We start from the raw sequence: 13,277 nt of genomic DNA on the forward strand, positions 1-13,277 counted from the left end.
GTTGCATTTTAAATGCATACCATTGTTAAAGATTGTTAAATACTTTATCAATGGAGTCCAACTCTTTAACTTGGGGTCAATTAACGATCATTATTACCTGGTAACCAGCGATATGCAAAAGCAATTTATTTATTTAACCTCTTTCATTCTCATTCCAGTTTTCAGTATCTCCAATACCTACGGACAAAAAAAACATCCAGTCGCCTCTATAAGAGGAATTGTAACAAATGAACACAAGGTTGCGGCTGCATACGCCACTGTCAGCCTTTACAATTCTTCAGACTCTGTACTGTTGAAAAGTACCCCGGCTACGGCGAGTGGAGAGTTCATTTTTGAAGAGCTGATTTCAGGGATTTATATCATCTCTGCAGAATGGATTGGCTACAAAAAATCATTTTCTGGCCCCTTTGTTCTTCAAAATGATCAGCATTTGATTGTAAAGGATAGTATCCGGCTTTTTCCAGATAGTAAACAGTTAAATACGGTGAATATTACCAGCAAAAAACCTTTGGTAGAAACTAAAAATGGCATGGTGGTACTTAATGTTGCCAACAGCATCCTGGCAGCCGGCAATTCCGCAATGGAAATACTGGCGAAGGCACCGGGGGTTAGCATAGACCATGATGGGAGGATCAGTCTAAGAGGGAAAATTGGCCTGAGCATCATGATTAATGGAAAGCTTAGTAACCTGTCGGAAGAACAGCTGGCCACCATGCTCAGATCTACCAATGGTAATAGTATAGAACGCATAGAAATGATGAGCCAGCCTGGTTCAAAATACGATGCAGCAGGAAGTGGCGGAGTTATCAATATCATCCTCAAAAAAAACAGTAGTTATGGAACAAATGGTAATGTGACCGCGGGTTTCGGATATGGCCGTTTTCACAAGAGCAGCAGTGGTATCAGTTTAAACCACCGCAGCGGCCACTTGAATATCTTCGGAAATTACGATTACGTAAACAATAAGGACTATCAGGATTTGAAAGTCGCCCGCAGCAACATTTCTTCCCAAGAGCGTACCTATTTCGATCAGCAGGCAAGGGAAGAAACCACCCGGAAAAACAACAGCTACAAAGCGGGAATCGATTATTTCATCAATGGTCACAATACCCTTGGGATCATGTTCAATGGTTATGCAAATCAACATACTGGCTCAACGGGTAACAGAACCGTCATCGGCAGTCAGCCAACAATTAACGATTCTACGGTTCTTGCACTCAATCCCAGTCAAAGTCGCTTTAACAACCAATCTTATAACCTTAATTACAAATATGTTCCAGATACATCTGGCCGCGAACTCAGCGCTGATCTTGACTATTCACTTTTCCGCACAAATAATAAAACTGTTTACAACAACTACTTCTACAACGATGCAGGATATCCTTTAAAAGATCCCCTGATTTTCCGGAACGCAACACCTTCCAGAGTAAAAATATGGACAGGAAAAATTGATTATCTATATCCGTTTAGTAACAGAACAAAAATAGAAACAGGCCTCAAAAGCAGCAGCGTAAGTACTGATAATGATTTTCAGTTTGAAAAACTACAGGATACTAATTGGGTCAATGATGCTTCACGCAGTAATAAGTTTATATACAACGAAAAAATCAATGCCGCTTACGCCAATATCATTACAGATTTTGAATCTATCACTATTCAGCTGGGATTACGCGCTGAACTTACCCATTCAGAAAGCAATTCACCTACAACAATGACAAACGTAACCAGGAATTATTTTAACCTCTTCCCAAATATTTCGTTGGGCCGGGAGTTATCGGAACGGCACGATATTGGGTTTTCTTACAGCAAAAGAATTGACCGTCCCGATTATCAGTCACTCAATCCATTTCTCTATTTTTCTGACCTTTATACCTATAATCAGGGAAATCCACAGCTCGGCCCACAATATACAAATGCATTTGAGTTTACTTACGCTTATCAGAAAACACTGAATCTCACATTGGGGTACAGCCATACAGCTAATGTGATCACAACCACATTGATTACCGATACAGTTGCAAAAACACTGATCATCAAAGACCAGAATCTAGCGGATCAAAAAACCTACAATCTCAATGTAAGTATGCCATTTGCGATCAGAAAATGGTGGAATACTACAAACAACGCTACGATTTACTATACGAGTTTCAATTCTCCTGAATTGCTGGGAGCCCCATTTCACAGCGGGAAAACGACCTACCTCCTCAATACCATACATAATTTTGCCGTCTCACCGCTGATCGGGGCAGAGCTTTCAGGCAGCTATCAATCCGCCCAGGTTTATGGAACATACGATGTGAAGCCTATCTACAGTATCGATCTTGGCATCAGCAAATCATTTGCACAACAGCGGGCTCATATAAAAATCTCTGCGAGTGATGTATTTAACACTGCAAAAGCACGCGTAAGCAGCGCCATCCCCAGCCAGGATTACCAGCTTTATCAGAAACAGGAAAGCAGAATATTTAGGTTATCCTTCAGTTATAACTTTGGAAGTAACCTTATTAAAGCCGTCAGGATTCGTACTACCGGAGCAGATACAGAACAAAAAAGGATAAAATCCAACAATTGAAAGCAATGAAAAATCAGATCTTAAATAAATTTTTAAATAATTGGCTCTTGATACAATATAATGTGATTTTGAACGCTTATGTATATGAGAGCGTTAATTAGATGACGGGGATTATTCAAATTTGAATGATCCCCGTTTCTTATTTAAACATGTTCTCTTTGCAAAAAAAAGATCACTACACTTTGTTTATCGGCAAGTTATGAATCTAGTTATAAACTTGTGGAGCAATCGATAAAATTCCAGCTTTGGCTTTGCTGTTTATTATTTGATGCAAGAGGGCTACAAGACCTGAATAAGCCTACTGCTTCACAATTTTATACTATACATTGAAATGAATACATTCGCAATGCGCATGATATTTTTCATCTTCTTTAGTTTCCTTCCTCTATACTATCTTTTATCGAATCATCCCGCCAGATTACTGAAGGTATGTGGAAGTTGCCATATTTATGCCTGTTTTTGGCTTACTTCCTGTGTATCCATGTAATAGAAGTGTAGTCGTTCAGTACTCCTGCACGCTGTCAGCACGTTTGCTGCACCCTTGCTGCACCCCAGGGGTGGACTAAGGGTGCAGCAAGGGTGCAGCAAACGTGCCGGAGTGATGGTCCAGGACATAACCAATACATATAAAGGACTGCGTAAAGCATAATGCAGGATATACTCTGGGGATAATTAAGGAGGGTATTATCTCCAATAGTTTAAAATCAATACGCCTGCCAATCCTAGAACCGAGATCAGGCTTTCCATGACCGTCCAGGTTTTAAAGGTTTCTTTAAGGCTCAGATTAAAGTATTCCTTAAACATCCAGAATCCCGTATCGTTTACATGGGATAACATCAGGCTTCCTGCTCCTACTGCCAAAACCATAAGTTCTGCCGGGGCCCCTACTCCAATCAGGGGAATTACCATTCCCGATGCCGTTAGTGCGGCCACAGTTGCTGAACCCAGCGTGATCCGCAGCAGAGCGGCAATCAGCCATCCGAGCAACAAAGGCGAGACCGGCAAATTTGCCGTTAAAACCTTTACCTGTTCCCCGATACCACTGTCAACCAGAATCTGTTTAAATGCACCTCCGGCAGCAATGATCAGGATAATCATCGCAATACTTTTTACGCCCTCTGCACAGGAATCCATAGCTTTTTGCATCGGGATCTGCTGTATTAGCAGTGTAATTACAATGGCAAAAAGCAGGGCTACAGTGGGATCGGCAAGAAATGCAAAGATATTTTTAGCCATAGGCTGAGTACTTACAGCACCTCCAATGGTACCCAGCGCAATAAAAAATATCGGGGAAAGTGCCGTCACCAAACTTTTGAATGCCGAAGGCAATGCGGCGTCTTCTTTAAGTGTATCAGGCTTTATCACAGGGCCGTCAGATGGTAAAGGCAGCTTAATAATTGACCGCGGAAAGAATATTCCTGCGATCACTGCTATCGGCAGGCTAAGTTCAAGTCCGTAAATTAACGTTTTACCAATATCTGCATGAAAGATACTGGCCAGTGCCACAGGCCCCGGATGCGGCGGCAAAAACCCGTGTGTAACAGACAGGGCGGCAGCCATAGGAATCCCTACATACAGCTTTGGGAGCCGGGCTGCTGATGCAATGCTAAAGACCAGCGGGATCAGCACTACAAAGCCTGCATTATAAAACAAAGGAATACCCACCAAAATGCCCGTCAGCAACACCGCCCATTGTATATTACCTATTCCAAATACCCTGATCAGTACGTATACAATTTTCCTTGCGGCGCCGCTGTCTTCGGCCAGCTTACCTACCATTGCGCCCAGCGCAAGTACCATGACCATTCCGCCCAGTGTACTGCCTATACCATTGGTGATGGATGTCATTACTTTTTGCACAGGGAGCCCCAGCATCAGTCCCGTTATTACTGATACGATCAGCAGGGACAGCATGGGATTTACTTTTTTGAGAATAAGAATGAGCAGAATGACAATACCGGCAAGTACGAACAGTAAATCCATTGAATCAATATTTGGTTATTTCTTTTCAAGATATGATAAAATCTTTAAAATAAAAAAAAGAGTATCCTGTCTCGATGCGTTCTGGCGCTTTAGCGGCAGACAGCATTGAAACAGGATACTCTTTTTTATTGGAGCGGAAAAAACTTCAGAGCCTGCCAACAGGCCGTCCGGACGCTTTAGCCAGCAACAGCCCTGAACATCAGCGCACCAACCGTAAGGTTAGTCCTGCTGTCAATCAGTATTGCCGATCCGTTTGCTTTGTTCTCTGAATACAGATCATAAGCCAGTTCATCGGCTGTTTTAATGATCACGCGGCCAATATCATTCAGCTTAAACTCATGTGCATCTTCCTTTTCCAGGGTGTTGATATTCACCTTGTATAAAATCTCACGTACCTTACATTTTGTCAGCTTGCTGTTATGCTGTAAAAAATAAGTAATGGAATCATCCATCGGCTTGTTGTCCATCCAGCAAAGGTCAGCTTCTATCAGCTGAGAACTCTGCGGCAGGGAAGCCGAATTTACCAGGACATCGCCCCTGCTGATATCGATATTATCCTTCAGGTGCAAAGTGACCGACATACCCGCGGTTACTTCTTCAGGTGCCTTATCAAAGACCTCAATTTTATCAATTACAGAACTGCTGCCTGAGGGCAAAACAGTTACTTTATCATTTATCTTAAACGTTCCGCTCAGGATCCTTCCTGCATAACCTCTGTAATCATGCAGTTCTTCAGTTTGCGGGCGGATCACCCATTGTACCGGCATCCTGGCATAGTCTGAGGTCTGGTTGCCCGTTACTTCAACGGTTTCAAGAAAATCCAGCAGGCTGGTACCTTTATACCAAGGCATGTTCTCAGAAAGGTTCACAATGTTATCACCTTTTAAAGCACTTACCGGAATGAAAGTTACATCATTCAGTTTGAGGTTAGAAGCAAGTAGATTTTTGTAGGTTTCTGTGATATTGTTGTATACCTCTTCACTATAACCTTCCATATCCATTTTATTGATACAGATCACCACATGGCTGACGCCCAGGAGCGATACCAGGTAAGAGTGGCGGATAGTTTGCTCTACCACACCATTTCTTGCGTCAATCAGGATGATCGCCAGATTTGCCGTAGAGGCGCCGGTAACCATATTCCGGGTGTATTGAATATGCCCCGGGGTATCAGCAATGATAAACTTGCGCTTGTCCGTCTGGAAATATTTATAGGCAACGTCAATCGTAATCCCCTGCTCCCTCTCGGCACGCAGCCCGTCGGTTAAAATGGCAAGGTCGATAGACCCATCGTCATTTTTGCGGTTAGAGGTTTGTAAAGCTTCCAGCTGGTCGGCAAGGATAGAACCCGTATCGTATAATAAGCGCCCGATAAGGGTGCTTTTTCCGTCGTCAACACTTCCTGCAGTAAAAAATTTCAGTATGTTCATTAAAAGTATCCTCCTTTTTTGCGGTCTTCCATAGCTGCTTCCGATACTTTATCGTCAAGGCGGGCACCACGTTCACTTATTTTTGAAGCGCTGATCTCTTCGATAATATCGTCAATCTGATCAGCTTCAGATTCAACAGCTGCAGTACAGGTCATGTCGCCCACCGTGCGGAACCTTACCGTACGGTTAGTTACCACATCAGCTTCGTCCATATTCAGGAAGGGAGATGCAGCCATCAGCTGTCCGTTTCTGGTAATGGTATCCCTTTTATGGGCAAAATAGATTGAAGGAAGATCCATTTTCTCCCTGCGGATATAGTTCCATACATCGAGCTCAGTCCAGTTACTAATCGGAAAAACCCTCACGTTTTCACCTTTGTGGATCTTGCCATTATAGATATTCCAAAGCTCAGGCCGCTGGCGTTTAGGGTCCCACTGTCCAAACTCATCCCTTACAGAGAAAATCCGTTCTTTGGCCCTTGCTTTTTCTTCATCTCTTCTGGCACCGCCGATACAGGCGTCAAAGCCGTGTTTTGCAATGGTATCCAGCAATGTAACGGTTTGCAGGGAGTTCCGGCTTGCATTTTTTCCTTTCTGCTCGATGACCTTGCCCTCGTCGATCGACTCCTGTACATACCCTACGATCAGTTTCTCGCCAAGGCGTTCAACCATCTGGTCCCTGTAAGTAATCGTTTCTTCAAAGTTGTGACCGGTATCGATATGTACCAGCGGGAAAGGGAACTTGCCGGGGCGGAATGCTTTTTCGGCAAGCCTCACCAGGGTAATGGAATCCTTACCGCCAGAAAACAACAGCGCCGGCTTCTCAAACTGCCCGGCTACCTCACGCAGAATATGAATTGCTTCTGCTTCTAATTCGTCTAAATAATCTAAGTTATATTTACTCATGTGCTTTACATTATTGTGTGGCATGCAAACCACATTCTTTCTTCGACTGATCTTCCCACCACCATCTGCCTGCCCTGAAATCCTCGCCCGGCTGTACCGCCCTGGTACATGGCGCACATCCTATGCTTGGAAATCCACGATCATGAAGCGTATTATATACAATATTATTCTTTTTTATATAGGCTTTAACATCCTCCAGCGTCCATTCAAATATCGGATGGAATTTAACCAGCTGGTTGCCTTCGTCCCATTCCAGGTTAGACATATCGTGCCGGTTTAGCGACTGATCTGCGCGAATCCCTGTAACCCATAACTTATTACCGCTGAGCGCCCTTTTTAAAGGAACAATCTTACGGATATGACAGCACTCCTTCCTGTTCTCTACCGATTCATAAAAACTGCTTGGCCCTTTTTTGGACACCATTGCTTCCAGTGCTTCCACATCCGGGTAATACGCATGGATAGGCTTGTTGTAGTTTTCCAGCGTCCTGTTCCAAACATAGTAAGTTTCAGGAAATAAGCGGCCTGTTTCCAGCGTAAAAACTTTTACGGAAAGGTCGTTGGCAAATATCATATCAGTGATCACCTGGTCTTCCCAGCCAAAGCTTGTAGAAAAAGTGATTTGTCCGGGAAATTTCTGCGCAAGGAAACCTATGGCCTCAACAGGGCCCATATCCTTGATCTGCACAGCGATTTCGTCCAGGTATTCCTTCATTATATAACTTTTAAAATAAATAAAACAATGCTTCTGAGGCTCACAAGGATCACGATAATCCCTACAGATACCATAATACTCTTTGCAGAGATGCGGTTAGAAACCTTAGCTGCAATGGGTGCCGCCAGTGCACTGCCGATCACCAGTCCGGCAACTGCTTCCCAGTGTGCCGATTTTAACATCGTAACAAAAGTCAGTGAGCTCAGAAGGGCGATAAAAAAGCGTGTAAGTTTCACTGTACCCAGTGAGAACCTCGCATTTCTTCCACCGGCGATCAGGCTCGACAATACGATTGAACCCCATCCGCCGCCACCTACAGCATCGATAAAACCACCGCCAAGTCCTAACAATCCAATCTTTTTAATCTTTCCGTCCTTGTGCAGCGGTACTGTGCTGAACGCTTTCTTCAGGATCACCCAACCCAGGATCAGCGTGTAAAGCGAAACAAAAGGTTTGGTATAAGAGCTGTAATGTTCCAGTGAGGATAAAAGATAAGCACCCGAAACGGCACCGATAATTCCCGGAATGATCAGCAGTTTAAAAAGCTTCCAGTTGATGTTTCCCATGCGGTAATGCATCCAGCCGGCGATACCGCAGCTCAGCACTTCCGAAAGATGGACGCCCATACTTGCAGAAGCCGGCGGTATGCCCATTGACAAAGAAAATGCCGTAGAGGTTACACCATAAGACATGCCTATGGCGCCATCGATCATTGCAAATACAAATCCTCCGAACAGGAACCAGTAGAATATCGGGTTGATCTCAGCAACATAAGCCTGAAACTGAGGCTCCCTGTTCCAAAAAACGGCAATCAGAATGGCCAGTGAAACCACGATAGTCAGCCAGATCAGCAACCTGAACTTAGGGTACGAGGGCTTGCTGATTTTGGTTATGGCTTTTGGCGCGGCAGACTGATCTGATTCTACCAGTACAGCGCTTACCTCATTAAGTTTTTTAACCTTCGCACTAAAATCTCCTTCTAAAGTATTGCGGAATTGACTCATTTGCTGCAGTGTAATATCCAATTCTGCCGGCAGTGCATCATTGAACAGTTCTTTTAATCTTTTAGCAATCGTTGGTGATTTACCGTTGGTAGAGATTGCAATCTTAAGGTCGCCCTTCTTTACCACTGATCCCAGGTAAAAGTCGCACAGCTCGGGCTTGTCGGCCACGTTTACCAGCAACTTTAAAGCATGGGCGTCACGTTTGATATCTTCATTTAATATATTATTATTTGTAGCAGCGATCACCAGGTCGGCATGGACAAGGTCTGCGGCTTCATAACTCTTTTTATTCAGGGTAATGTGGTTCAAGCGTGCTGCCAGTTCGGTCACCCCGTCACATACGACTTCGGCAATGATCGTGATCCTTGCCTGCTCGCTCTGGGCCAGAACAGCGGTCAGCTTTTCAAGCCCTACCGGGCCGGCACCAATAATTACCGTGTGTAACTGGTTCAGCTTTAAAAAAACAGGAAATAACTGGTTGCCTTCTGATTCCACGTTCCTAAGCTATAACTCTTCTTTAATTGCTGCAAAAAAATCCCTGATGGGCTGAAACTGCGGATGAAGTGAAACTACTTCACCAAATACAAGTACTGCAGGAGCAGTGATTTTTTTCTCTTCTACCACTTCAACAATGGTATCTACAATACCTATTGCCAGCTGCTCATGATCTGTAGACCCGCTTTGTATCACAGCGACCGGAAGGTTATTTTTATGTTCTGTCTGGTACAGTTTTACAATTTCCTTCAGCTTGCCCAGCCCCATCAGTACTACTACTGTTGCTTTTGTACGCACAGCTTCATAAAGATCGTTGGAGATTGCCCCGGAGGTGGTAGTACCTGTCACTACCCAGAAGCTTTCACTCAGTCCGCGATGCGTTACCGGGATCTGCTGTAAGCCCGGTACGGAGATCGAACTTGATAATCCTGGGATTACCTGCGCGGGAATACTGTAGCTGGCCGCAAAATTCAGCTCCTCATATCCACGCCCGAACACAAAAGGGTCGCCCCCTTTTAAACGGACCACATGCCCATAGTGAAGGGCATAATCTACCATCAGCTTATTGATTTCTTCCTGCGTTGAAGAATGCGCACCGGAACGTTTCCCTACAAATACTTTAATAGATTCCGGAGAAGCATACTCAAGTACCTTTTCGTTGACAAGCGCGTCGTATAAAACCACATCAGCATCTTTCAGTGCGTTGGCACCTTTCATCGTAATGAGTTCAGGATCACCCGGACCAGCGCCAACGAGCGTGATCCTGGGTTCTCTTGTCTTTATTTTTGATGGCTGTATCATGAGTTTACCTCAGCGCCCCTTTTCGCTGCCATTGCTTTATAGAATTCAGTTGCCTGGTTCAGATAAGTGATTGCAAAATCCTGCGTTGGTTCGTTTTTATTGATTTTCAGTACAAATTCATTAAAGGTTTCCGGCAATACTACCTCGCCTGTTTCTACAAAATGGGCATCGAATTCTCTGATGATACCGATCTGGGTACTGCTGTTCACACCTTTGTCCAGTAATAAAGCTTTCGCAGTATTTACCATGACACTGTAAGAATGGTAGATTGCATCAGACCATGCACCTCTTTCGAAAGCTTCTCCCGCCCATTGCAGTTTCTCCTCACCTTCAAGTAAAAGGGTAGCCACAAGGTCGATCACTACACCGGCACATTCACCAACACCGATCGCAGTTTCAAAAGTTTCCTCATGTCCCCAGTCAACGTATTCAAAATCCTGTAAGGTCGTAAGGTCTGCAATAGGTTTCAGCATCTGGTAGAAATAATCTTTTCCTTTCTCATCATAATAATGGTGGAAGCTTTCTTCTTCTGCAGAGTTCGTATTGAAATCGTCAAGGATTGTACGTAAAACAGCGGGCGCGCGTTTTGTAGGTGTTTTAATCACACGCTCTGCTACCCTGCCTTCGCCATTACCAACTGTTCCGCCACCCAGCATTACCTGCACAGCAGGAACAACCTTGCCATTCGCTTTCACAGAACTTCCGTGGAAACCGATATGGGCCAATCCATGCTGGCCGCATGAGTTCATACATCCGCTGATCTTGATTTTGATATCCTTATCATAAATCAGGTCAGGATATTCATCATAAATTACATTTTCGAGCACTACGGCAAGCGACATACTGTTGGAAATACCCAGGTTACAGGTATCTGTTCCAGGGCAGGTGGTGACATCTGCAATACTGTCAAATCCGGGCACCGCGTAGTTCAGTTCATTCAAATTTGTATACAGCGGAAGCAATGCTTCCTTACGTACAAACTTTAATAACAATCCCTGGTTTTGCGTAATACGGATCTCATCAGCTACATACGGGCGGATCGCTTCTACCAGTACCCTGGCGTGATCAGTTCTGATATCGCCTTTCGGGATTTTGATGTAGACACCATAAAAACCACTTTGTTTTTGTTCAAAAACATTGGTATCCAGCCATTGCTGATAGTGGTTTGCATCTGCAGGCTGGTTATCGGTAGCAGCAACAGGAGCCGGGAATTCCGGCAAAGGCACTGTACCTGTATCAATTTTAAACACTTTTGATTTATTGGCAATAACTTCCTCTGCAATCAGTGTTTTTACTTCTTCCAGTCCCAGTTTTTGTACCAGGTATTTCATTCTCGCCTTATTCCTGTTGGTTCTCTCGCCATGGCGGTCGAACACACGGAGTACGGACTCTGTATATGGAATAATCAGGTCTTCGTGAAGAAACTCGTGGGCAACACTGGCCAGGAAAGGCTGTGCACCCAGACCTCCGGCAAACATCACCTTAAAGCCACGTTCACCCGCTTCGTTGATCTTTGGAATAAAACCAAGATCGTGGATATAGCTGAATGCAGTATCTCTGTCAGTTGAAGAAAAGGAGATCTTGATCTTCCTCCCCATCTCCTGGCAGATCGGGTTACGCAGGAAATATTTGAATACAGCCTGTGCATATGCCGAGACATCAAAAGGTTCGTCAGGGTTGATTCCCGAGTCAGGTGATGAGGTTACATTCCTAACGGTATTTCCGCAGGCTTCGCGAAGCGTGATATCGTCACGTTCAAGTTCTGCCCAGAGTTGCGGTGTGCGGTCTAAACTCACGTAGTGAATCTGGATATCCTGTCTGGTGGTTAAATGCAGGTTTCCACTACCGTATTCGTCAGATACATCTGCAATACGCAGCAACTGCTGAAAAGTAACTTTTCCAAAGGGCAGTTTAATACGCACCATCTGTACTCCGGGCTGACGCTGGCCATAAACGCCACGCGCAAGCCTTAGGCTACGGAACTTTTCATCGTGTATTTTTCCCTCACGAAAGGCACGGATCTTTTGCTCAAGATCTATAATATCTTTTTCTACTATCGGATTTTCAAACTCCGTTCTAAAACTCTGCATTTCAATAAATCTTGGTTAGGAAATGTTTTGCTTAGAGATGTTGTGACGTCTCTATAGTCCAAATATATACATTCTATATAGAAATGGTAGTTATTAGACGTAAAAAATGACAAATTTGTTAGATGAAATGTGACAATTGGGTATGTAAAAGGGGCGGTTTTGATAGTGTAGAGGCATTAATTTAGAATTAATCTTGCTAAGACCACCTGGAAGATGGCTGGAGGATCAACGCAAAAAACCCGGACATCCATCCGGGTTTTTTATATCAACTAAACCTTAACAAGGAAATACTAACCAAATATTTACTTGTCACAAAAGTAGATCTGCCATGTTAAGGACAAATTACCACGGTATTATTAAAAATTAAATTTTTGCAGTGACCAGTGAGTCCTTTACATGCAGGACACTATCCGTATTTACCAGCGCAATATTAGCTGCCAGATGTGCATCAAGATATTTCGACGCATACTTCTGATCATTTCCATTGATAAAAATCACCGTCTTGCCTTCGATGGTATTGATCACCAGATCTGCAAGCTCCTGGGCAACGGCAGGACAACCCTGGCTGCGGCCCAGTCTTCCCAGCTGGTTGATTGTACCCTGGCTCACATACGGCGCACCATGAACAACGATGGATCTTTTACGTGCATTGGCATTGTAGCCTTCGTCCATACCGTCGAGACGTAAGGAACGGCCATGTTTGCCCCTGTAAACTTCGGCAGTAACATAAAAGCCAAGACTGCTTTCATTAGAATCGTTTACATCAGAAAAACGCGTAGCAAGATCATCGCCACTATGTGATCCGTGGGCTACCCAGGTATTGAGCAATAACGAGTCACTATTCAGATCAATAATCCAAAGACGTTTCTTTGTACTGTTCTGATCCATGTCTGCAATCGTAAGAATCGATTTATCAGCAGAGATCTTTCCACTGTTCTTCAGATTATAAAACCCTGTTAAAGCTTTTTCAAAAACTTCAGGTCTCAGCCCCGCCTGTTCAAGGTGTGCGCCAGTGTATATCCTGCTTACGTGCATGGTGTACAATGAATCTTCGGTAACGATTTTAGCTGGTGCAATAGTATGGTCAGATGGAACCCAGCTAATGATGGTCAGTGCAAGTGTGCTAAGAATGATCCCTGCTCCGCCTAAAAGGTATTTTCTCATAGAATTTGGTTTAAGTGCTATGTTTTGATACGATTAATTAGGTAGTTTTTTACTTCAGATAAGGTAGTGTTTTGGTCAGGGTTTTTAGATTTTTGTTAAACAAATATACAATAATGTT

9 protein-coding genes are annotated in these 13,277 nt (G+C 43.9%); 1 reads left to right on the forward strand and 8 read right to left on the reverse strand.

All coding sequences use genetic code 11. The features are described 5' to 3' along the window. Nucleotides 1-112 precede the first annotated feature (112 nt). Nucleotides 113-2,572 carry an outer membrane beta-barrel family protein gene (locus FN831_RS01110; protein WP_142526354.1) on the forward strand — a complete coding sequence of 820 codons (2,460 nt, stop codon included), beginning with the start codon at nucleotides 113-115 and terminating at the stop codon, nucleotides 2,570-2,572. Between the two features lie 684 nt (nucleotides 2,573-3,256). Here the strand turns inward: FN831_RS01110 and FN831_RS01115 are convergent. From FN831_RS01115 to FN831_RS01150, 8 genes are all read right to left on the reverse strand, one after another. Beyond that, nucleotides 3,257-4,555 (reverse strand): GntT/GntP/DsdX family permease, encoded by a 1,299-nt coding sequence (locus tag FN831_RS01115; RefSeq protein ID WP_142526355.1) that lies wholly within the window; start codon nucleotides 4,553-4,555, stop codon nucleotides 3,257-3,259. A gap of 176 nt (nucleotides 4,556-4,731) precedes the next feature. Further along, complete coding sequence (locus FN831_RS01120; protein WP_142526356.1) at nucleotides 4,732-5,985, reverse strand: sulfate adenylyltransferase subunit 1; 1,254 nt, start codon at nucleotides 5,983-5,985, stop codon at nucleotides 4,732-4,734. Continuing rightward, nucleotides 5,985-6,890: a sulfate adenylyltransferase subunit CysD gene (gene cysD, locus FN831_RS01125; RefSeq protein ID WP_142526357.1), complete on the reverse strand. Its 906-nt coding sequence runs from the start codon at nucleotides 6,888-6,890 to the stop codon at nucleotides 5,985-5,987. Before cysD ends, FN831_RS01120 begins: the two co-directional genes overlap by 1 nt. Nucleotides 6,891-6,900: 10 nt before the next feature. Further along, nucleotides 6,901-7,605 (reverse strand): phosphoadenylyl-sulfate reductase, encoded by a 705-nt coding sequence (locus tag FN831_RS01130; RefSeq protein ID WP_142526358.1) that lies wholly within the window; start codon nucleotides 7,603-7,605, stop codon nucleotides 6,901-6,903. Further along, nucleotides 7,605-9,104 (reverse strand): TSUP family transporter, encoded by a 1,500-nt coding sequence (locus FN831_RS01135; RefSeq protein ID WP_142526359.1) that lies wholly within the window; start codon nucleotides 9,102-9,104, stop codon nucleotides 7,605-7,607. Before FN831_RS01135 ends, FN831_RS01130 begins: the two co-directional genes overlap by 1 nt. A gap of 9 nt (nucleotides 9,105-9,113) precedes the next feature. Beyond that, a complete protein-coding gene (cobA, locus tag FN831_RS01140; protein WP_142526360.1) occupies nucleotides 9,114-9,905 on the reverse strand; it encodes a uroporphyrinogen-III C-methyltransferase in 792 nt (263 codons plus the stop codon). Beyond that, entirely contained in the window at nucleotides 9,902-11,995 is a 2,094-nt protein-coding gene (locus tag FN831_RS01145) for a HEPN domain-containing protein (RefSeq protein WP_142526361.1), read from the reverse strand. The genes cobA and FN831_RS01145 overlap by 4 nt, the downstream gene beginning before the upstream one ends. Nucleotides 11,996-12,358: 363 nt before the next feature. Further along, nucleotides 12,359-13,159, reverse strand: a complete 801-nt coding sequence (locus tag FN831_RS01150; RefSeq protein WP_142526362.1) for a murein L,D-transpeptidase catalytic domain family protein — start codon at nucleotides 13,157-13,159, stop codon at nucleotides 12,359-12,361. Nucleotides 13,160-13,277 lie beyond the last annotated feature (118 nt).

The organism is Pedobacter westerhofensis (genome assembly GCF_900182595.1).
GTDB classification, from domain to species: Bacteria; Bacteroidota; Bacteroidia; order Sphingobacteriales; family Sphingobacteriaceae; genus Pedobacter; species Pedobacter westerhofensis.

Excerpts from the sequence above, each read along its gene's own strand:
- FN831_RS01115 (WP_142526355.1), bottom strand. The coding sequence starts at position 4,555 with ATGGATTTACTGTTCGTACTTGCCGGTATTGTCATTCTGCTCATTCTT.
- FN831_RS01120 (WP_142526356.1), bottom strand. The coding sequence starts at position 5,985 with ATGAACATACTGAAATTTTTTACTGCAGGAAGTGTTGACGACGGAAAA.
- FN831_RS01110 (WP_142526354.1), top strand. The coding sequence starts at position 113 with ATGCAAAAGCAATTTATTTATTTAACCTCTTTCATTCTCATTCCAGTT.
- cobA (WP_142526360.1), bottom strand. The coding sequence starts at position 9,905 with ATGATACAGCCATCAAAAATAAAGACAAGAGAACCCAGGATCACGCTC.
- FN831_RS01145 (WP_142526361.1), bottom strand. The coding sequence starts at position 11,995 with ATGCAGAGTTTTAGAACGGAGTTTGAAAATCCGATAGTAGAAAAAGAT.
- FN831_RS01150 (WP_142526362.1), bottom strand. The coding sequence starts at position 13,159 with ATGAGAAAATACCTTTTAGGCGGAGCAGGGATCATTCTTAGCACACTT.
- FN831_RS01130 (WP_142526358.1), bottom strand. The coding sequence starts at position 7,605 with ATGAAGGAATACCTGGACGAAATCGCTGTGCAGATCAAGGATATGGGC.
- cysD (WP_142526357.1), bottom strand. The coding sequence starts at position 6,890 with ATGAGTAAATATAACTTAGATTATTTAGACGAATTAGAAGCAGAAGCA.